Annotated in this window: 18 protein-coding genes and 1 tRNA gene; 12 read left to right on the top strand and 7 right to left on the bottom strand. The window is 65.0% G+C overall.

The features are described 5' to 3' along the window. Positions 1–439 precede the first annotated feature (439 nt). Positions 440–1,834: an AlbA family DNA-binding domain-containing protein gene (locus HH308_RS15575; protein WP_170195137.1), complete on the top strand. Its 1,395-nt coding sequence runs from the start codon at positions 440–442 to the stop codon at positions 1,832–1,834. Between the two features lie 778 nt (positions 1,835–2,612). On the opposite strand, the gene HH308_RS15570 is transcribed toward HH308_RS15575, so the two are convergent. The 3 genes from HH308_RS15570 to HH308_RS15560 all read right to left on the bottom strand — a co-directional run bounded on the left by HH308_RS15570 (position 2,613) and on the right by HH308_RS15560 (position 4,493). After that, a complete protein-coding gene (locus HH308_RS15570; RefSeq protein WP_170195136.1) occupies positions 2,613–3,236 on the bottom strand; it encodes a hypothetical protein in 624 nt (207 codons plus the stop codon). A 352-nt stretch (positions 3,237–3,588) separates the two neighbouring features. After that, positions 3,589–3,735, bottom strand: coding sequence for a hypothetical protein (locus HH308_RS29560; RefSeq protein ID WP_211188532.1), 147 nt, complete (start codon positions 3,733–3,735; stop codon positions 3,589–3,591). Between the two features lie 675 nt (positions 3,736–4,410). Further along, positions 4,411–4,493 (bottom strand) — tRNA-Leu (locus tag HH308_RS15560). Between the two features lie 192 nt (positions 4,494–4,685). Here HH308_RS15560 and HH308_RS15555 point away from each other — a divergent pair. The 7 genes from HH308_RS15555 (at position 4,686) to pknB (ending at position 14,229) form a co-directional block, all read left to right on the top strand. Then, positions 4,686–5,819, top strand: coding sequence for an FHA domain-containing protein (locus HH308_RS15555; RefSeq protein WP_170195134.1), 1,134 nt, complete (start codon positions 4,686–4,688; stop codon positions 5,817–5,819). 209 nt (positions 5,820–6,028) lie between these two features. Next, positions 6,029–6,484 carry an FHA domain-containing protein FhaB/FipA gene (locus HH308_RS15550; RefSeq protein WP_170195133.1) on the top strand — a complete coding sequence of 152 codons (456 nt, stop codon included), beginning with the start codon at positions 6,029–6,031 and terminating at the stop codon, positions 6,482–6,484. Next, on the top strand, positions 6,481–7,956 hold the full coding sequence (locus HH308_RS15545) for a protein phosphatase 2C domain-containing protein (protein WP_170195132.1): 1,476 nt from the start codon (positions 6,481–6,483) through the stop codon (positions 7,954–7,956). Before HH308_RS15550 ends, HH308_RS15545 begins: the two co-directional genes overlap by 4 nt. Further along, positions 7,953–9,413, top strand: a complete 1,461-nt coding sequence (locus HH308_RS15540; protein WP_170195131.1) for an FtsW/RodA/SpoVE family cell cycle protein — start codon at positions 7,953–7,955, stop codon at positions 9,411–9,413. The genes HH308_RS15545 and HH308_RS15540 overlap by 4 nt, the downstream gene beginning before the upstream one ends. Beyond that, a complete protein-coding gene (locus tag HH308_RS15535) occupies positions 9,410–10,912 on the top strand; it encodes a penicillin-binding transpeptidase domain-containing protein (RefSeq protein ID WP_170195130.1) in 1,503 nt (500 codons plus the stop codon). Before HH308_RS15540 ends, HH308_RS15535 begins: the two co-directional genes overlap by 4 nt. After that, positions 10,909–12,309 carry a serine/threonine-protein kinase gene (locus HH308_RS15530; RefSeq protein ID WP_170195129.1) on the top strand — a complete coding sequence of 467 codons (1,401 nt, stop codon included), beginning with the start codon at positions 10,909–10,911 and terminating at the stop codon, positions 12,307–12,309. Before HH308_RS15535 ends, HH308_RS15530 begins: the two co-directional genes overlap by 4 nt. A gap of 3 nt (positions 12,310–12,312) precedes the next feature. Continuing rightward, positions 12,313–14,229, top strand: a complete 1,917-nt coding sequence (pknB, locus tag HH308_RS15525) for a Stk1 family PASTA domain-containing Ser/Thr kinase (RefSeq protein ID WP_170195128.1) — start codon at positions 12,313–12,315, stop codon at positions 14,227–14,229. A 285-nt stretch (positions 14,230–14,514) separates the two neighbouring features. On the opposite strand, the gene HH308_RS15520 is transcribed toward pknB, so the two are convergent. Further along, positions 14,515–15,177 (bottom strand): aminodeoxychorismate/anthranilate synthase component II, encoded by a 663-nt coding sequence (locus HH308_RS15520; protein WP_312870618.1) that lies wholly within the window; start codon positions 15,175–15,177, stop codon positions 14,515–14,517. Positions 15,178–15,306: 129 nt separating this feature from the next. Here HH308_RS15520 and crgA point away from each other — a divergent pair, with 129 nt between their 5' ends. Together crgA and HH308_RS15510 are read left to right on the top strand one after the other, a co-directional pair. Further along, positions 15,307–15,597 carry a cell division protein CrgA gene (gene crgA, locus HH308_RS15515; protein WP_170195126.1) on the top strand — a complete coding sequence of 97 codons (291 nt, stop codon included), beginning with the start codon at positions 15,307–15,309 and terminating at the stop codon, positions 15,595–15,597. A gap of 235 nt (positions 15,598–15,832) precedes the next feature. Beyond that, positions 15,833–16,183: a PH domain-containing protein gene (locus HH308_RS15510; RefSeq protein WP_170195125.1), complete on the top strand. Its 351-nt coding sequence runs from the start codon at positions 15,833–15,835 to the stop codon at positions 16,181–16,183. A gap of 19 nt (positions 16,184–16,202) precedes the next feature. Here HH308_RS15510 and HH308_RS15505 read toward each other — a convergent pair whose 3' ends face one another. Together HH308_RS15505 and HH308_RS15500 are read right to left on the bottom strand one after the other, a co-directional pair. Then, positions 16,203–16,943, bottom strand: coding sequence for a rhomboid family intramembrane serine protease (locus HH308_RS15505; RefSeq protein WP_170195124.1), 741 nt, complete (start codon positions 16,941–16,943; stop codon positions 16,203–16,205). A gap of 8 nt (positions 16,944–16,951) precedes the next feature. After that, positions 16,952–17,470 (bottom strand): peptidylprolyl isomerase, encoded by a 519-nt coding sequence (locus HH308_RS15500; protein WP_170195123.1) that lies wholly within the window; start codon positions 17,468–17,470, stop codon positions 16,952–16,954. A 96-nt stretch (positions 17,471–17,566) separates the two neighbouring features. Between HH308_RS15500 and HH308_RS15495 the strand changes: the two genes are divergently transcribed. Both HH308_RS15495 and HH308_RS15490 read left to right on the top strand, forming a co-directional pair. After that, entirely contained in the window at positions 17,567–17,728 is a 162-nt protein-coding gene (locus HH308_RS15495) for a cell wall synthesis protein CwsA (RefSeq protein WP_170195122.1), read from the top strand. A gap of 616 nt (positions 17,729–18,344) precedes the next feature. After that, complete coding sequence (locus HH308_RS15490) at positions 18,345–18,560, top strand: DUF4190 domain-containing protein (RefSeq protein WP_170195121.1); 216 nt, start codon at positions 18,345–18,347, stop codon at positions 18,558–18,560. A 28-nt stretch (positions 18,561–18,588) separates the two neighbouring features. Here HH308_RS15490 and HH308_RS15485 read toward each other — a convergent pair whose 3' ends face one another. Further along, positions 18,589–20,337 (bottom strand): CocE/NonD family hydrolase, encoded by a 1,749-nt coding sequence (locus tag HH308_RS15485; RefSeq protein ID WP_312870617.1) that lies wholly within the window; start codon positions 20,335–20,337, stop codon positions 18,589–18,591. Positions 20,338–20,361 lie beyond the last annotated feature (24 nt).

Genomic DNA, 20,361 nt, shown 5'->3' with positions numbered 1-20,361 from the left:
CTGAGATGAATTCCAGTCGTGAGTTCGGGCCAGTTCTGCAGACAAACTGCGGTAGCGAACTATCCAGATATGCGCTGGTGTCGAAGATGGGTCTGCACTGTGCAGGATTAACTCCGCTGATGGTGATTCGCAACGACGGGAAAGGTACGGGTGACCTCGTTGGAAGTGGGAAGCAGGTGATCGTTGCGCGCGTAGGTGTTGATTCCCATCAGATTTACGTCATCTCGGAGGGAACGTAACCGCGGAAAATCGAGCAGCTGCGGAGGAGTGGCAGGTCCCCTCGATAGCCGGAGGCACCAAACGTTCCCTGCCCGCATTTCTGGCCGAGTCATGCTCCTGCCACCGAGCGCCTGCTCCTGTACAGCACCATCGGCCCACTGCAAGGCGACGCCGCCCAGCCACACTCTCGCCGGATCCACGATCGGTGACAATTGGTCAGATGCCGACCTTCGCGCGCCTCTCAGACCTCCTCGGAACTCCCATCACCCGACTCGACGCCGAGGCGATCCGCCGAGCGATCGACAACCGCATCACCGAGGACGAACAACTCGACTGGAAACGCAGCCCCTACCCCTCCGGCAAAGGCGACGAGATCGCCAAGGACGTCGCCGCCCTCGCCAACCACCTCGGCGGAATCATCGTGCTCGGCGTCGACGAAGACGATGCCGCCCGCGCCTGCGCCGCAATCCCGTTTACAGACGACTTCGACGACCTTCACCGCCAGATCCGCACCGCCTGCTCTGCCCGCATCCGCCCCTACCTACACATCAGCGTCCTCGACATCCCCGACAACAACACCGGCCGCCGATTCGCGGCCATTGTAGTGCCCCGCAGCCCGAGCGCACCCCACGCCATCGAACAGGGATCCGAGAAGCAGCCCGCCTTCCCCGTCCGCGACGCCACCACCACCCGCTGGCTCCATGAAGCCGAACTCGCCACCCGCTACCGCGACCGCTTCGCAGCTCGCGTCGACGTCGCCACCCGCGCCCGCACCGTCCACGCCGAAGGGGTTGCCCGGCAACGCAGAACCGACGACTGGTGGCTCACCGTCGCCTGCGCCCCCACCCAACCCGGCGCCCGGCCACCCGGGCCGGACGCCCGCCTCGCCGAACAGACCTTCCTCAAGACATGGCAGGCCAACCGACCGGCCTTGGCACCCAGGATGTCATCCCCATTGCTCGACACGCCGTCGACCGCGGTGCGCCGCACCATCTTCACCTCACACGGCTGGCGCGGCGCGGCGACCGCAGGCGACAACCTACACATCGAACTCGGCCACACCGGCAACGGCTACATCGGCCAAGCCGTCCGCTCCGAAGCCAATGTCTCCGCTCAGGGTGGCGCTGCGACGGTCTGGGTGTCGTCCGACCGCATGGAATGGGCAATGTTCACCAGCCTGGCACTACTCGTCGATCACGCCCTCGACACCGACGCCACCGGCGAACTCGAAGTGATCGCCCAACTTCACCCCGCCCGCTCATCGGCGGGCATGTGCGTCCCCAACACCGATCCCGGCCCAGGCTATGGCTACTACGGAAACGACGAGTCCCTGGCCGCCGGCCATCTCACCCCATTAACCGTCACCGTCCCGCTCGGCGCCACCCGCGACTACCCGAGCATCGCCCGAGCCACCTACCAATTGGCCACCGATATGCTCGCCGAACTCAGCATCGACGAACCACGACTATTCACCCCCGACGGACATCACTCCGATACCGTCGGAACGACACTCACCGGCCTTCGCGACTGGATCGCCAACAACATCACCACCTCGATCTCAGACTTCCTCCCACAGGGTGAACCAGCACCGGGCGCTGGTCACGAGTCGAAGTAGTCGGACCAGCGTTCGTGAGCATCGAGACCCCGCAGAAGCGGTGCCACTAAATACTCAACGACCCGACGAGGTGATCGACTGATGTCGTCGCAGGACGCCTCGGCCGCCCGCGTGTATACGTTCTTGCTATACGTCGTGCCGCTTCCACCCCAACGAGCTTCGACGTCCGACAGCGCGCGCCTCCCCCACAATCCGTTCGCGACGGCGAACCGCCAGTTTCCGGCGAAGCCGCGAGTATCTGCTACTCGCCCCGCCGATCGAACTAGCAATTCCAGCTGACCGACGATCAGCGTGTCGACGACAACACCGATCGGATCCCGCGGCGGCGACACGTTCTGAGATTCCCACTCGAAGACTGGGCGCTGAGAAGTGAGAGTTATTGCCCCGATTCGCCGAACACCAACTCAGCCGCATGCCGTTCTGGATCATCGGGGAAGCGCCCATCAGCACTCATGCCGACCGTGACCGCCACGCCGTCCCTACTCGCTCCCGGTGCCGCAGTCTCAGGTAACCGCCGCGATTACACGGTCGGTGTCGATCTCGTCGTCCTCAACGACACTCGCGGGTCGCCGAGTCCCGACAGCTGCTCATCGTTTCGTCTCATCCAGCCCGTTTCGGGTGAGGCAGCTGAACGACTACTACCAGGGCGCGGCGCAATAGCCAGGTTCCCGCTCCTATTCGCGTCGAGACCCCCAAAACGTCGTGGCATATCCCGTCTTCGTTCTATGTCTTCTATGTCTTCTATGTCGCGCACCGTCCGACCGAATTCGACACTAACTCAGAAGGCAAGTCCGTCGTCTTTCTTGTCTTTGACCATAGAAGATATTAGGTCTTCACCTTTCTCGGACATGTCCATTCCCGTGAGTCGCTTCCACTCAGGGGGGATATGCAAGCCTTTGATCTCGACCTCCCTCTTCGCTCCGACGGTGGGACCGGGAGGGTGAATCTCGGTCCACCTAGTAGGTAACGAAAACGTGGTATCGATGAACAATTCGGCGGTTGCCGGCGATGTGTCACGGTTCAGGTGCAGAAGATATCCGTGATCAACGGACTCCGCACCTTTAGGTCGCCACTTGTCTCCGATCCGTCCCCAGATTTCGAATCTGCTCGGCCTCAACATCTTGATGAGGAGTGGCCAATTCGAAATTCCGGCGAGGTACTCAATTACTTCGCCGCCATTATCGACGTACTCTTGCCCGGTGTCCTTCGAGTAACGACGCCCTTCGCCGTACCCGACGGCGTCTTCGGACCAACTGCCAAGTTGGTTGTCGACAACAAACTCCACGGTGTTGACACGTTTCGGCGGTCCGATCAGCTCACTCTTGCCCCAAGACTTGTATTCGGCAGTGCCGGAGACGCGTGAACACGATTCGGCGTTGAGTAGAAGACTGACGGCGGCCAACGTGTCTTCCAGTGTGATAGCGATGGTACGGCCTTTCTTTTATCTCCCCCGAGATGCGGATGTGACTAGAAATGACGTTGACCACTACTGATGGCCGGACATTGAAAGTCGGGCATCCGCAATTGGGATGCGCCGTCAACGTGGCTCCCAGGCTTGGTCCTTCCACGATGTGTACCGTTACATGATCGTGCGTGAGATGATACGTGCCCTCACTCGGCGACGGATAGTACGCCTCGATCTGGACGTCACCGACATCGAAGGGATTCATCTCTACGGTGTCCGGGCCGCTGATCCATGAGTCGGACCCGAGTTCGGTCTTCCGCTGGTTCCATTGGAAGTTGCCGCCGATGTCCTATGCCTGGTTCGTTGAGATGTTGCCCAGCGAGAAGTGCTGGATGGCTCTGGCATCGAGTTCCTGCCTCATCACATACGACAGCGTGTCGGACCAGACGATCGCCACCACGACGCCACCACGAGTGATGAACCTGCCGTAGCACATGCTTACGTTTCCGTGCGCATGGGTCGAATCGTCCACGAAGGTGCCCGTCGACGTGGTTGGGAGACACGTAATTACTTGGCGTGCCCGACCCCCGTGCCTGCGGGCCGGAAGCGTTCAGGTGCAGTGATCGAGAAGTATCTGACTCGGCGGTCGCCGTCTCCCGAGAGCCTGTCTGACTTGCAGGCTGAAAGTCCTCCGAAACACCGAAGAACAGAACCGGATATTACGGGCACGAAGGTGCCGGCAGCGGTCGGGCCAGCCTCCTTCCCCGGTCCCGGCAAGCTGGTGCGCGACGAGGACGTCGCGCTGACCGAGCGCACTCGGTAAATCTCCGGCCTTGATGAGATCGCGAGCCAGTCGCCAGTCCCTCGACATCGTCGAGCGTCGGATCGTGCTACATGACGCGTACGTCGGTGATTCGGACAAATCGGATCGGACACCAGATCGACTTTGCGGCGCCCTTAGCTGACTATCTGGTGACCGGGTTGACCTCGCCCGCAACAGGCTAGAAAATCCCGTTCGGTCGGCGCTGTCCGCAAAGCGCACCACATGCGACTTGAGCAGGGAATCAATGCCCAAAGCATATTTCCAAGTCAACCGAAAGAGTCACCCACAACAAAAGGTCAGGCCGCATTTCGCAACCTGACCTCATGTTCTGAGCTGAACTGCTCGCTGTGGGCGAAGGGGGACTTGAACCCCCACGTCCCGAAGGACACTGGCACCTGAAGCCAGCGCGTCTGCCATTCCGCCACTCGCCCGTGGCCACCGCAGTCGGTGAGCTGTCCGCTAAGGACTCGAAGACGTTAGCACGGTGCGCGCGCAAAACGTAAATCCGCTGGACGGCACCGCCCGCGACCCGACTTGCGGCGGTGCTCTTCGGTATCATCGAACATCGATCCGGGGTCGCACCGACACGCCGAGAATATCTACGCACTGAAGGGAGGTGCCCGGTGAAGAGCCTACGCCGCTTCGAACGGAAGCTGGAGAACGCCGTCGACGGCAGCTTCGCCCGGGTGTTCGGCGGGAAAGTCGAGCCCCAGGAGATTGAGCAGAAGCTGTGTCAGGCGGCCGAGGACTCCCTCGAAGACCTCGGTGACGGCGCGATCCTCGCGGCGAACAGCTACACCCTGCTGTTGAGTCCGTCCGATTTTCAGCACGTCACCGAAGAATATGAACTGAATCGCAAGACCTTCTCCAAACATCTGGAAAACTTCATAAGCGACAATGGTTGGCAGACGTATGGCGCCGTAGTCGTAGAGTTCGAAGAAGCGAACCAGCACACCGGGAAGTTCCACGCCAGTGGCACTGTCAATCCCGATGCCAGACCGCGTCCGATCCGTCAGGCGCAACCGCAGAACCCACAAGGCGAAAACGCACAGGTAGGAGCCCCTCACATGTCCCAGAATCCCCCATACGACCGTCGCCCCGGCGGGGATGCCGGCTACCAGCAGGGCGGATACGACCAGGGTGGCTACCAGCAGGGCGGCTACGACGACCAGGCTCACTACGAGCAGGGTTACGGCCAGCAGCCGGGCTACCAGCAGGGCGGTAATCAGCAGGGCGGCGGATACGACCAGCGCGGATACGACCAACAGAACTACGATCAGCGCGGATACGACCAGCAGGGCTACCAGCAAGGCTACGACCAACGCGGCTACGACCAGCAGGGTTACCAGCAAGGCTATGACCAGGGCGGGTACGACCAGCAGGGCTACGGTCAGCAGGGCGGATACGGCCAGCAGGGGTATGGCCAGCAAGGCGGCTACCAGGGCGGTTACGGCCAGCAGGGCTACGCGCCGTCGTCGATCACGCTGCTCCTCGAGGACGGCAGCAACCGCACCTTCTCACTCCACGAGGGCTCCAATGTGATCGGCCGAGGCCAGGACGCGCAGTTCCGCCTCCCCGACACCGGCGTCTCTCGACGTCACGTCGAGATCCGCTGGGACGGCAGCACCGCGATGCTCACCGACCTCAACTCCACCAACGGCACCACCGTCAACGATGTGACCGTCAGCAGCTGGGAACTGCACGACGGCGACCGCATCCGCGTCGGCCACTCCGACATTTCGGTTCGTTTCGGATAGTCAAGGGCTCCATGCGTCGTCGGCGATTCGACTGACTCCCAGCAAGTCGATACCGAACTGTCACATGGCGCTCCGATGGGATCAGATTCTTTCCCAATAGGATTCATTCGAGACCGCGCTGCCGCGGCCTCCATCTTTTCCTGTGACCGTCGCCCCGAAGGGGTCCGACGCTGAGTTAGCCGATAAGCGGCGGGAGGTGAACGCCAGTCATGCAGGGCATTGTGCTGCAGTTGACCCGAATCGGGTTCCTCGTGCTCCTGTGGCTGTTCGTGTTCGCAGTGATTCGCGCCGTCCGCTCCGACATCGGCCTGGGCGGCCGCCTGTCCGGGCTGACCAGCGCTGCACGTCGCGATCGCAAGAGCTCCGGGAAGGGTTCGGCCCGTTATCTCGTGGTGACCCACGGTGCGTTGGCAAACACGCGGATCACCCTGGGCGAGCAACCGGTACTTCTCGGCCGCGCCGACGATTCGACGCTGGTTCTGACCGACGACTACGCCTCCGAGCGTCATGCGCGGCTGTCCCGCCGCGGCGACGACTGGTACGTCGAAGACCTCGGCTCCACCAACGGCACCTACCTCGACCGTGCCAAAGTGACCACAGCTGTACGCGTTCCGATCAATACCCCGGTCCGCATCGGCAAGACCGTGATTGAGTTACGCCCGTGACCCTCGTTCTGCGCTACATCGCGCGCAGTGATCGCGGCTTGGTGCGATCCAACAACGAAGACTCGGTGTATGCGGGCGCCCGCCTGCTCGCCATCGCCGACGGCATGGGCGGTCACGCCGCCGGTGAAGTCGCGAGTCAGCTCGTCATCGGTGCGCTGCGCACCCTCGACGACGACGAACCCGGCGGCAACCTCCTCGACAAGCTGTCCCGCGCCACCGCCGAAGGCAACGCCGCGATCGCCGCTCAGGTGGAGCGCTCACCCGAGCTCGACGGAATGGGCACCACCCTCACCGCGATCCTCTTCGCCGGGCCGCGAATCGGCCTGTGCCACGTCGGCGACTCCCGCGGCTACCTATACCGAGATGGTCAACTCACCCAGATCACCCGCGACGACACCTTTGTGCAGACCCTCGTCGACGAGGGCCGCATCACCCCCGAGCAGGCGCACACCCACCCCCAGCGATCGCTGATCATGCGCGCTCTGACCGGCACCGAAGTCGAGCCGACGCTGACGATGCGTGAGGCCCGCGTCGGCGATCGATACGTGCTGTGCAGCGACGGACTGTCCGACGTCGTCAGCGAAGAGACGCTGTCGGAGACCATCGGCTCCATCTCCGACCATCGCGCCTGCGCGGACCGGCTCATCGAGCTGGCCCTGCGCGGCGGTGGACCCGACAACGTCACCGTCGTCGTCGCCGACGTCGTCGCCGACGAGCTCGGCGACTCCCGACCCATCGTCGGGGGTGCCGCAGGCGGCGACGATCAGGAAGGCTACGTCCCCAATCCGTCGACGGCGGCCGGGCGCGCCGCTGCGCTACGCCCGCCGGCGGCGCCTCCGCAACGTCCGACCATCACCGAACCCGAACCGGAGACTCCGACGCGTTCCCCGTGGCGGATCTGGCTGATCGTGGGCGCGGTCGTCGCGGTGATCGCCGTGATCGTGGCCGCGCTGCTGATCACCCGGTCGAAGATCAACAGCAACTACTACGTCGGCGAGCAGAACGGCGACGTCGTGCTCTTCCAGGGCACTCCGGACAGCATTCTCTTCGTGTCGCTCGGCTCGCCCTACCAGCGCGTCTGCGCCAGCGACCTCACCGACGACACGCCCAAGCTGTCGTTCGTCGACGTGAACTCGGAAGGACCGTGCACCGGACTGCCGGTGAGCGTCCTCGACGAGGTCAGTCGCGGCGCCATCCAATCCGGGGCCATCAAGAACTTCTCGCTGCCCGACGCCCAGCAGAAAGTACGCGACCTGACGCTGCTGCCACTGTGCGCCGAGCAGACGACGACCGCTCCGGTTCCCGCGCCCGGCCAGACCCAGCCCGGGCAGACGATCGCGCCCGGACCGGCACCGACGGGTAACCCGGCACCCGCGCCGGCCCCGACGTCGACCCTCACGGCCGCTCCGACGCGCGCTCCGGAAACGTCGCCCACCGGCGAGAACCGTGGCTGCCGAAAGTCGTCGTCATGACTCAAGCTCCCTCGGCCCCGACCTCCGGTCCGACGGCAGCGCCCCGCACCGAACCCAAACGCACTGAACGTCGTACCGAACTGGTGTTGCTGGGTTTCGCGATCGGCCTGGTCACCGTCGCATTGCTGATCGTCGAAGCCGCCCAGGAACAGACCATCACCTGGGATCTCGCGAAGTACGTTGCCGGTTACGTCGCGCTGTTCGGGTGCGCGCATTTCGTGATTCGACGCTATGCGCCGTATGCGGATCCGCTGTTGCTGCCGCTGATCGCGGTGCTCAACGGGCTGGGTCTGGTGATCGTCCACCGACTCGACCTCGGTACCGCACGTACCGACGAGTCGATGGACGCCGCGAGCGAGGCGACCCACAACGCCGACCAGCAGCTGCTGTGGGCGGGCCTGGGCATCGTCGTATTCGCCGCGGTCCTGATCTTCATCCGCGATCATCGGACATTGTCGCGCTACGGCTACACCCTCGGTCTCGTCGGTGTGGTCTTCCTCGCCATTCCGGCACTGCTGCCGGCGTCGATGTCGGAGATCAACGGCTCGAAGAACTGGATCCGGACCCCGTTCTTCAATATCCAGCCCGGTGAATTCGCAAAGATCCTGCTGGTCATCTTCACCGCCGCGCTGCTGGTGAAGAAACGCGATCTGTTCACTACCGCGGGCAAACACTTCATGGGCGTCGACCTGCCGCGGCTACGCGATCTGGGGCCGCTGCTGGTCGCCTGGGGTGTCACCCTGGCCATCTTCGCCGTGCAGAACGACCTCGGTGAACCGCTGCTGATCTTCGGCACCATCCTGGCGCTGCTGTACGCGGCGACCGGCCGAATAGGCTGGGTGATCATCGGCCTGACGCTGTTCGTCGTCGGCGCCACCGCCGCCTACCAGTTGTTCCCCCACCTGCAGGTGCGCGTGCACGTGTGGCAGGACCCGTTCGCCGACTACGCCAATACCGGCTATCAGGTGGCCCAGAGTCTCTTCGGCCTGGCCACCGGCGGTCTGTTCGGGACCGGACTGGGATCCGGGCGCCCCAATCTCGTCCCGTTCGCCAACACCGACTTCATCGTCGCGTCGATCGGCGAGGAACTCGGACTGTTCGGCTTGGCCGCCGTGATCTGCCTGTACCTGGTCTTCGTGGTGCGCAGTCTGCGCGTCGGACTCACCGTTCGCGACAGCTTCGGCAAGCTCCTCGCCACCGGGCTCGCTTTCAGCATGGCGATGCAGGTCTTCGTCGTCGTCGGCGGCGTCACCAAGCTGATTCCGCTGACCGGCATCACCACACCGTTCATGTCCTACGGCGGATCGTCGCTGTTGGCGAACTACATCCTCGTCGCGCTGCTCGTCCGGATATCGAATGCGGCCCGCGAACCCGATCCGGTCAAACGCAAGCCCACCCCAGCGGTCGACGACCTGCCCACCCGGGTCGTCAACCAGGCGCCGAGGCGGGGCCGATGAACAAGCAGATCCAACGGCTCGCGATGGTCGTCGTCGTGATGGCGGTCATCCTCATCGGCAACGCGACCTACGTTCAGGTGTTCAAGGCCGACACGCTCAAGAACGACAGCCGCAACAGCCGCGTGCTGATCGACGAATACTCTCGCCAGCGCGGCCTGATCACGGCGGGCAGCATGGTGATCGCCAACTCCGTCGCCACCAACGACCGGTTCAAGTTCCTGCGGGTCTACCCCAACCGCAGCGCAGCCGCATTCGCGCCGGTCACCGGCTATTTCTCGTATCAGTTCGCCAGCGAACGCATTGAGAAGAACCAGGACCCGATCCTCAACGGCAGCGATGACCGACTATTCGGCCAGCGCTTCCTCGACATGTTCTCCGGCCGCGATCCGCGCGGCGGAAACGTCGTGACCACCATCAACCCCAAGTTGCAGCAAGTCGCCTACAACGCGTTGCGCAACGGCTGCGACGGCGGATGCCGCGGGTCGGTGGTGGCGATCGAGCCGTCGACCGGCCGCATCTTGGCGTTGGCGTCGGCGCCGAGCTACGACCCGAACATGCTCGCCAGCCACGATCAGAACGTCCGCGAAAGCGCATGGACCCGGTGGAACAACTCCAACGACCAACCGATGCTGAATCGGGCGATCGATCAGCGGTATCCGCCGGGCTCGACGTTCAAGGTGGTGACGACGGCGGCAGCACTGCGTGCGGGCATCCACACCGACATCCGGCTCACCGCGTCGCCGACGCTGCAGCTGCCCGACTCGCCCGAACCGATGACCAACTACGCCGGGGAGACGTGCCCCGACTCGTCGGGCGGAACCGTCTCGCTGACTCAGGCGTTCCAGTATTCGTGCAATACGGCGTTCGCGGATCTCACGATCCACAAGATGAGCAATGCGACGTCCGCGCTGATCGACATGGCGACCAAATTCGGCATGAACCAGTCGCAGCCGGGAATCCCGATTCCGGTCCGCGCAACGTCGCAGACCGGCGACATCCCCGGACTCGCGACTCTCGGTCAGGCGTCGATCGGGCAGGCAAGCGTGGTGATGAGCCCTCTGCAGAATGCGATCATCGCCGCGACCGTCGCCAACGGCGGCGTGCGGATGCAGCCCTATCTGGTGGAGAAACTGCAGGCACCGGACTTGCGGACGCTTTACACCACACAGCCGACGACCATCAACGAACCCATTACGTCCACCGAGGCGGCCACGCTGACGCAGTTGATGATCGACTCCGAACAGCACACGGCCGGCTCCGGCGGATCGATTCCGATCGCATCCAAGACGGGCACCGCCGAACACTGCGAGGCGGCGTCGTGCGCTGGTCAGACGCCCTATTCGTGGTACATCGCATTCGGACCGTCGGCTAATGCGAAAATCGCGGTGGCAGTGATAGTGGAGAACGGGCAACTCGGCAACGCCTCGACCGGCGGCGCCATCGCAGCGCCCATCGGGCGAGCAGTCATAAACGCACTAGTCGGAGGAGGTAACGGATGACGCTTCAGAGTGGCACGATAATCGCCGACCGCTACCGACTGATGCGCTTGATCGCAACGGGCGGCATGGGTCAGGTGTGGGAAGGGCTGGACACCCGGCTCAATCGCCGGGTGGCGGTGAAGGTTCTCAAGGCCGAGTACTCCAACGACCCGGAGTTCACCGCGCGGTTCCGAACCGAGGCTCAGACGACCGCGAGCCTCAACAACCCGGGCATCGCGGGCGTCTTCGACTACGGCGAAACGCCCGACCGCGGCGGCGGCGACGCACTGGCCTACCTGGTGATGGAACTCGTCGACGGCGAGCCGTTGAACTCGGTGATCTCCCGCATGGGCCGCCTGTCGCTGAACAACACCCTCGACATGCTCGAGCAGACCGGCCGTGCCCTGCAGGCCGCACACGAGCAGGGCTACGTGCACCGCGACGTCAAACCCGGAAACATCCTGATCACCCCGACCGGCCAGGTCAAGATCACCGACTTCGGCATCGCCAAGGCGGTCGACGCCGCGCCGGTCACCCAGACCGGCATGGTGATGGGCACCGCCCAGTACATCTCGCCCGAGCAGGCCTCCGGCGACGAAGCCACCGCGGCATCGGACGTGTACTCGCTCGGCGTCGTCGGGTACGAGGCGCTGACGGGTCGTCGACCGTTCCTCGGCGACGGCGCGATCACCGTCGCGATGAAGCACATCCGGGAGACACCGCCGCCGCTGCCGGCGAACCTGCCGTCGGGGGTGCGTGAACTCATCGAGATCACCCTGGCCAAGGAGCCCAAGCAGCGCTACGCCGACGGCGGCGAGTTCGCGAACGCCGTCGCAGCGGTGCGTGCCGGTCGACGCCCACCACGTCCCGTCACAGCGGGCGGCGGCGCAGGTACCACCGCCGTCGTGGCCGGCGCGGCTGCGGTCGCCCCACGGTCGGCCACGCGGGCGATGACCGGGACGTCCACACCTCCTCCCACTCGGCCGCCGACGACGCCGCGTCCGCCGTCGAAGCCGACGCCGGCGCCCAACAGCGGCTGGACCGGCGGCCAGAAGGCTCTCGCCGCGGTCGCGGTGCTGCTGCTGCTCGCCGCACTCGGCCTCATCGGCTATTGGCTCGCCAATCAGGACTCGTCCACGCCGGCCGGGCCGTCGACCACCACCACGATCGGCACCTCGGTGATCCCGACGACGATGACGACCACCTCGGATACCCCGACGTCGACGACGACCCGGCACACGCGTACCTCGACGTCGACCACCAGCACCGACGACACGACGACCGACGACTCCACCACGACGACGCCGTCGCCGACCACCACGACCAAGAGCACCAATCCCGAAGATCTGCCGGTCGATCCGGGCGCGAAGACCATTCCGCCGCTCATCCCCGGCATTCCGGTTCCCGGAGTGGGCTGAGCGATGTCGACGCCACACCATCTGTCCGGACGATACGAGCTCGGCGAGACCCTCGGCTTCGGCGGCATGTCCGAAGTGCATTTCGCACGCGATCTGCGGCTGCACCGCGACGTCGCGATCAAGGTGTTGCGCGCTGATCTGGCCCGCGATCCATCGTTCTACCTGCGGTTTCGCCGCGAAGCGCAGAACGCGGCCAAGCTGAATCATCCGACGATCGTGCAGGTCTTCGACACCGGCGAAGCCGAGACCGACGACGGCCCGCTGCCGTTCATCGTGATGGAGTACGTCGACGGCGACACGCTGCGCGACATTCTGCGCGCCGACGGTCCGCTGGTTCCGCGGCAGGCACTGACCTGGATGGCCGACGTCGCGGCCGCGATGGACTTCTCACATCGCAACGGCATCGTGCACCGCGACATGAAACCCGCGAACGTCATGATCGACAAGTCCGGCGCGGTCAAGGTGATGGACTTCGGCATCGCCCGCGCGATGAACGACTCGACGTCGACCATGACGCAGACGTCCGCGGTGATGGGCACCGCCCAATATCTGTCGCCCGAGCAGGCCCGGGGCATCAAGGTCGACCCGCGCAGCGACATTTACTCGATGGGTTGCGTGCTGTTCGAGCTGCTCACCGGCCAGCCGCCTTTCACTGGCGACTCGCCGGTCGCCGTCGCGCACCAGCATGTCCACGAGGATCCGCCGCTGCCGTCGTCGCTGCGGGGCGACCTGTCACCCGAGATCGACTCGGTGATCCTCAAGGCGATGAGCAAGAATCCGGCCAACCGGTACCAGTCGGCGGCCGATTTCCGCAGCGACTGCATCAAGGTCCTCACCGGCGGCAAACCGTCGGCGCCGATGATCATGTCCGACGCCGAGCGCACCGGATTGATCGACACGGGTCCGCGTGCACTGTCGCGCACCGACCCGAAGACGCCGCGCGTTCGACGCCGGGACACCGACGACGACGAGGTGCCGCCGTCGGGTCCGCGCTGGTATCGACGCCGTTCGGTGATGGCCATCGCGGCCGTGTTGATCCTGCTGCTCGGCACCCTCGTGGTGTTCCATCCGTGGTCGTCGGAGCCGGCCCAGCAGGTCGCCGTGCCCGCGGTCACCGGAATGACCTCCACGCAGGCACGCGATGCGCTGCAGCACGCCGGTTTCCAGATCAAACAGCTCGACGAGAACAGTGTCGACGTCGCCGTGGGCAGTGCCACGCGAACCGCGCCCGGCGGCAACGTCCGCGCCGACGAGGGTTCTGAGGTCACGCTCTACATCTCGATCGGTCCGCCGCGCTACGGCATCCCTGATCTGAAGGGCAAGACCGAGGCCGAGGCCAAGGACGTCTTGGCCAAACTCGGTTTCACGAACGTGAAGTCGGACAAGGTCGATTCGACGGTGGACATGAAGGGCAAGGCGATCAACACGACGCCGCCCGTCGGAACGTCGACGCCGGTCAACGCCGCGGTGGTGATTCACATCGGCGACGGCCCCAAGCAGGTCACCATTCCCGACGTCACCGGCGACACCGTCGATCAGGCCCGTTCCATCCTGACCCAGGCCGGCTTGAAGATGGCGACCATCGACGGCGATTCCGAGCTACCCGAAGGGCAGATCGTGCGGACCACGCCGGCGATCGGCACCACCGTCGACGGCGACTCGACGGTGACCGTCGTGGTATCCCGCGGAAACATGTTCATCATGCCTGACCTGCGCGGAAAGACGCCTGCGCAGGCGCAGGCGGCGTTGACCCGGGCCGGGTGGAACAACACGACTCTGACGCAGACACCGCGCGGCGTGCCGATCGGCAGCCCTGACAGCGGCAAGGTGGTATCCCAGAGTCCGGCACCGGGTGCCAGGGCGAACAAGGACGACGCGATGACGATCGGCGTCGGCCAGATGAGCCTGCTTCCGGGCTAGGGTCCGTTCGGCGGGGGGGTTTCGACTCGCTGCGCTCGCTCAACCAGCGGGGGTGGCGCTCGCTCAACCAGCGGTGGGTGGCGTTCGCTCAACCAGCAGGGGTGGCGTCGCCTTTCGCTGGTTGAGCCGGGCGAGGCGCTAGCCGAGGCCGAGTCGAAACCACCGCGCGGGGTTTCGACTCGCTGCGCTCGCTCAACCAGCGAGAGGGAACGCTCCACTCAACCAACGAGAGGGAACGCTCCACTCAACCAGCGAGGTGGCGCTCGACTAGACCAGCAGCAGGCCTCAGATCACCGCGGCCATTTCGGCCTCGAGGGTGGCGACCAGCGCCTCGTCGACGTCGACGCCGCAGGCGTTGAGCCAGTTCGCCAGCATGCGGTGACCGCCCTGGGTGAGAACGCTCTCCGGGTGGAACTGCACGCCGTGAATGGGCAGGTCGCGGTGCATCATCGCCATCACGATGCCGTTGTGGGTGCGGCCGGTGACGATCAGTTCGTCGGGGATCGTCTCCGGGAGCACCGTCAGCGAGTGGTAGCGGGTGGCGGTGAACGGATCGGGGAGCCCCTTGAGCACGCCCTGGTCGGTGTGGGTGACGAGCGACGTCTTACCGTGCAGCAGTTCGGGAGCGCGGTCGACGGTCCCGCCGAACACTGCGCCGATGGCCTGGTGGCCCAGGCAGACACCCAACAACGGTGTGCGCGTGGTCCGCACGGCCTCGACGATCGGCATCGACGCCCCCGCGCGTTGCGGTGTTCCTGGACCCGGGCTCAGCAGCACGCCGTCGAATCCGCCGACCACGTCGGCCAGCTCGGCGGGATCGGCGGGCAAGCGCGCATCGTCGTTACGCCAGACTTCTGCCACGACACCGAGCTGACCCAAATACTGGACCAAGTTGTAGACAAAGCTGTCGTAGTTGTCGATGACGAGGATCTTGGGCGTGGCGGTCACCCGCATAACGATACTGCCAATCCACGACGTGGCGACGGTCCGCTGTCGTCGACTGACTACCATGGGACAAAGACCTACCTGCGCTCAGACGTGCCCAGAGCACCTGGCGTCCCGATAACCGAGGAAGTTATGCCGAAGTCAAAAGTCCGCAAGAAGACTGATTACACCATCAATCCGGCCAGCCGGGTACCCGTGAAGGTCAAGGCCGGTCCGTCCGGGGTCTGGTATCTGGCGATCATGTTCGGTCTGATGATCGTGGGCCTGGCCTGGTTGGTCGTGTACTACCTGACGATCGGCGCCAACGGCGGCAGCCCGGTGGTCTCCTGGCTGCAGTGGATGGCTGACCTGGGCTCATGGAACTTCTTGATCGGGTTCGCCGCGATGGTGGTTGGCCTGCTGATGACCATGCGGTGGCGCTGAGCAGCGAGATACCCACAGTTTTGTTGACAAGTTATCCACACTGTGGAAATTACATGTGTGTAAGTAATCCACATTGTGGACAATGTTTGTGGATAAGTTCTGGATAAGTATGTCTGACCTGCATGTACAGTCCTGGTCATCCCCTAAACCATTCGCCTTCGGACTGGTGATAGGTGGCCTCGCCCTGTTGATAGGTGCTGGAATAACTCGAGACGACATCGCGGGGGCGGTGTTGATGATCATCGCCGCGTTCCTGATGTTCAGCTTCGGAGTCGTGGCGGCGATCATCCGGCCCCGACTCCGCCTGGTATCGACCGGGGCGTCGCCGACGGTGACCGTACGCACCATTTTCGGCGCCCAGACCTACGCGGCGACCGACGTTCAGCGGATTCGCATCCTCGAATTCCGCCGGATGGGCCGTCAGATCGGGCACCTCGAATTCGAGTTCGATCCACAGGAGACGCAAGCGTCGGAATCCGACGTCGACGACTCACGGATCGTCGTCATGGGCCGCTGGGAGCTCGGCGTCGACGTACACGACGTCGCCGATGCACTCGACGCCGCAGGGTTTCACGTGGAACGTTGACCGCTGCGTCGATTCGAAATCAGGTGAGCGGAGACTCGATCAGCGGCAAACGGCCCGCATAGACTCCGGCGACGACGGCGATCACCAAGACCACACCGGCGACCGCCCAGGCGACGCGTGTCGCCGACGTGACACCCGCGACGGTCCTCGACGTCGGGTCGCGCAGCATCAACCCCGGAACGAAGACGAACACCGCGGCGCTGACCACCCCGAACGCGAGGCCGCCGAGATGAGCCAGGATGGAGATTCCAGGCAGGGTGATCGACAGCACGATGTTGACGGCGATGATCCCGAGCACCGGCCCAACTGAGGCGCGCGCACGCAGGACGAGGACCAGCAACGCACCCATCAGGCCGTAGATCGCGCCCGACGCTCCCGCCGTCAATACCAGCGGCGAGGCGAACAACCCGACGGCGGCGCTACCACCGAACAATGCGGTCAGATAGACCATGGTGAACTGCGACGACCCCAGCGCCGGCTCGAGTGAGCGGCCCAGCACGTAGAGCGAGAACATGTTGACGCCGATGTGGATCAGCGAGAGATGTAAGAATCCGGAGGTCAGTAGGCGCCAATACTCTCCGTTGGCGAGGTCGAGACCCGACAGCGCCCATCGGTCGAACAGGGGTGGCAGTGTGGCGGCGATATCCGTCGACTTCGCCTGCACCGCGCAGATCCCGTAGATCGCGACATTGATCGCGATGAGTGTGTAGGTGACCAACGGCCGGGCACCGGCCACCGTGGTGGTCGATGCCCGGCCCATCGGCGCGGTCAGCTGATCTCGATCTTTTCGATGACGACGGCGTCGCGCGGGCGGTCCTGACGGTCGGTCGCGGTGGTGGCGATGGCGTCGATGACGGCCTGCGACGCGGAGTCGGTGACCTCACCGAAGATGGTGTGGCGCCGGTTCAGGTGCGGGGTGGGCCCGACGGTGATGAAGAACTGCGACCCGTTGGTGCCCGGTCCGGCGTTGGCCATGGCGAGCAGGTAGGGCTTGTTGAACTGCAGCTCCGGGTGGAACTCGTCGGCGAACTGGTAGCCCGGGCCGCCGCGGCCGGTGCCCGTCGGATCGCCGCCCTGGATCATGAAACCGTCGATCACCCGGTGGAACACCGAGCCGTCGTAGAACGGTCCCGAGTCGCCGCCCGCGGCATTCTTGGTGGAGTACTCCTTGGTGCCGTCGGCCAGACCGACGAAGTTCGCAACGGTCTTGGGTGCATGGTTTCCGAACAGTTCGACGACGATGTCACCACGGTTGGTACGGATGGTCGCAGTTTGGTTATCACTCATGTCCTCTATCCAACCACCTGGCGCGACCCGCGTTCGTCGGACCCGGGATCAGGTCACGAAATGGCGACTGGGGGATCATTTTGGCACGCTATAGGGATGCACTCGAAATTCGTCATCGCCGCTGTCGTCGCCGCCCTGTTGGCCGTCGGCGCCGCGGCCTTCTCCCTGACCCGACGCAGCCGGGTCGAGCTCCCACCGGTCGCACCGGCACCGCCGCGCATCGACGACGTGGCACCCGCGACGTCGACGAGAAGGTAATTTAGTACCGATGACAACCGACAACGGGGCAGCTGACGCCGTGAACGGGCCCGGCGTGCGATCCCAACCGAACCCGCCTGCTCCGTGGGACCGCCCCAGCCAATCCGCGGGCCAACGCGGGCCCACCGGCCGCCCGGTGACCGGCCCCCAGGCGGTTCCGCGCCGCGGCCCCGCTCCGACGCCGCCCGGGCCACCGCAGGGCGGACCACCGACGCCCGGCCCGCCTCCGGCCGGGCCGCAGTCGGGTCCTGCTCCGCGGCCGCAGAACGCACCCGGTCCGCGACCCGGTCAGGTGACCGGCCCCGGTTTCGCTCCCGGCCCCCGCAGCGGTCCGCAACCCGGAATCGGCGGCAATCGCCCACCCGTCAACGCTCGACCCGACGGGCCACCGCGTCCGGCCGCTGGTCCGGGACCCGGCAACTCAGGTGTCCGGCCGGCCCCGCAACCACGCCCGGGCGCAACACCTGTCGCTCCCTCTCCGGCGAAAAGTACTGCACCACAATCTAATTCGGCTAACCCGGCGGCGCTTGCCTACTCTCGGGTCGACAATCCGGCACCGGCCGCGCCGCGAGCCACGCCGTCCTCACCCAGCCGACCCATGCCTCAGGAGACATCGGTGCCGTCCACAAACCGCCTAGCGGTCATTTCCCTGGTGCTGTCGTTCCTGGGCATCACCTGGCTCGTCGGCATCATCTGTGCGCACATCGCGCGATCGAAGATCGCGCGCACCGGGGAGCTGGGCGGTGCCTACGCGAGCGCCGCGCTGTGGATCGGCTACCTGTACGCCGCGGCCACCATCACCGGCATCATCGTCTACCTGATGATCGCCTGACCAACCGCACCTGGTCCGGCGCCCCGGGTCAGGACTGCTTGGGCACCGGATATCGGTACGACCCGAGATATCCCTCGAGATTCGAGTTGGAACCGCCGGACGTGGGCGTCCCGGCGTCGGCCGCCGCCATCGGCAACACGACGGTGCCGCCGTCGACGACGACCCGCCGGCCGGTGGGATGGTCATACGCCCAACGGCCGTTGTTGGAATCGGTGACCCGCACGGCGATCCGATGCCCCTGCGCGACCAGCCAGTCGGTGCTGAACAGTTCGAGTGTGGTCACACCCGCGGTCAGTCGTGCGGCGTTCTGGGTGATCAGGGTTCCCATGCCCGTCTCGTCGACGTCGTAGACATCGACCGCGACCGGCGTCGAATCGGGGTCACGCGATGTCAGCGATACCTCGACCGTTCCCGAGATCCGCACCGCCGACTTCTCGACGGGCAGCACCGTCCAGACGGCGTTGGACGCGGAATCCGTGGTCTTGGCGACCTGGAAATTGGTTCCGCCGGGCGCCACCGAGTCGATCTGCGTTCCGTAGTACTGACCCTGATAGAAGATCTTCGTCGCGGTCTGCCGACCGTCGAACGTGTACGCCCCGCTGCGCAAGGCGACGCGCCTGGTGGCGATGTCTTGCGGCCAGACCGGCTGTGCGCGCCAGCGGCCGGTGTTGTCCTGGATCACGATCGCCGGATCCTTGACCGCGGGCGGCTTGCCCATGAGGTACTGGTCGAAGAACCGCCCGACCTCGTCCAGGTAGCCGGCGCGTCCCGTGGACAGGCGCTTGGGTGTGTTGGAGTTGAGCGGAGCCGTCATGTCGGTGTCGTTGCCGCGCACGTGGTCCCACATGCCGAGCCACGCGTGGACCGGACCACGCATTCCCGACAGCACTTGCTGAAGTCCGTCAGCCGAGGTGTTCTGATCGATGAAGCCCTGGCTGAGAAATAGCGGAACCCGCGAGCCCTGCAGCCGGGGAATCAGGTTGCGCGCACGCCAGAAGGCATCGGATTTCTGCCCGTTGAGCTGGGAGAGCACGCTGTATCCCTGGCAGAGCGGATTGACGACGTTGGCGAAGGTGCGGTCGGCATAAGCAGCCGGATCCATGCCGGGCGTCGGCTTGAATCCCGGGTTCGACGACTGGTAGATGAACGACAGCGGGGTACCGAGCCGATTGACCCGCGGCACGCCGTTTCCGTAGAGGTAGCGATACCAGTCGTAGACCGGCTCCTGGGCGACGACCGCCGACAATCCGCGTACCTGCTGACCCGCACCGATGAGCGCGGTGACCGCGTCGTAGGACTTGCCGTACAGCCCGACTTTGCCCGTCGACCACGACTGCGAGGCCGCCCAGCGCACCGCCGCGGCCACATCCGACTGTTCGCCGGGACCGCTCGCATCGGGGCATCCGGAACTGCCGCCGAATCCGCGCAGGTCGACCATCACCATGGTGTAGCCGCGTTCGAGAAGTCTGGCTCCGTCGATCAGGTCGTCGTATCGGCCGGCGGGAACCAGCCCCTGCCCGATGCTGTCACGCAGGACGGGTTGCTGCCCCTTGGCCGCGTAGTGATTGAAGTAGGGTCCGATCGCCATGATGACGGGCGTCCGGGCGCCCGCCGGGAGATTCCGCGGACGCAGGACATCGGCGTAGAGGGTCACCCCGCCGGTACTGGGAATGCGCTCGGAATGCCACAGGGCATTACCCACCGCTATTTCCTTGGTCGCGCTCACCGGCGCCGCGGAAGCGACCGGTGCCGCGATCAGGCACAGCGCAGCAGACACCGTCGCTACTATTGCGACACTCAA

The sequence above is a fragment of the Gordonia asplenii genome, from assembly GCF_012933505.1.
Lineage (GTDB): Bacteria > Actinomycetota > Actinomycetes > Mycobacteriales > Mycobacteriaceae > Gordonia > Gordonia asplenii.
This window is presented reverse-complemented; position numbering and strand designations above follow the sequence as displayed.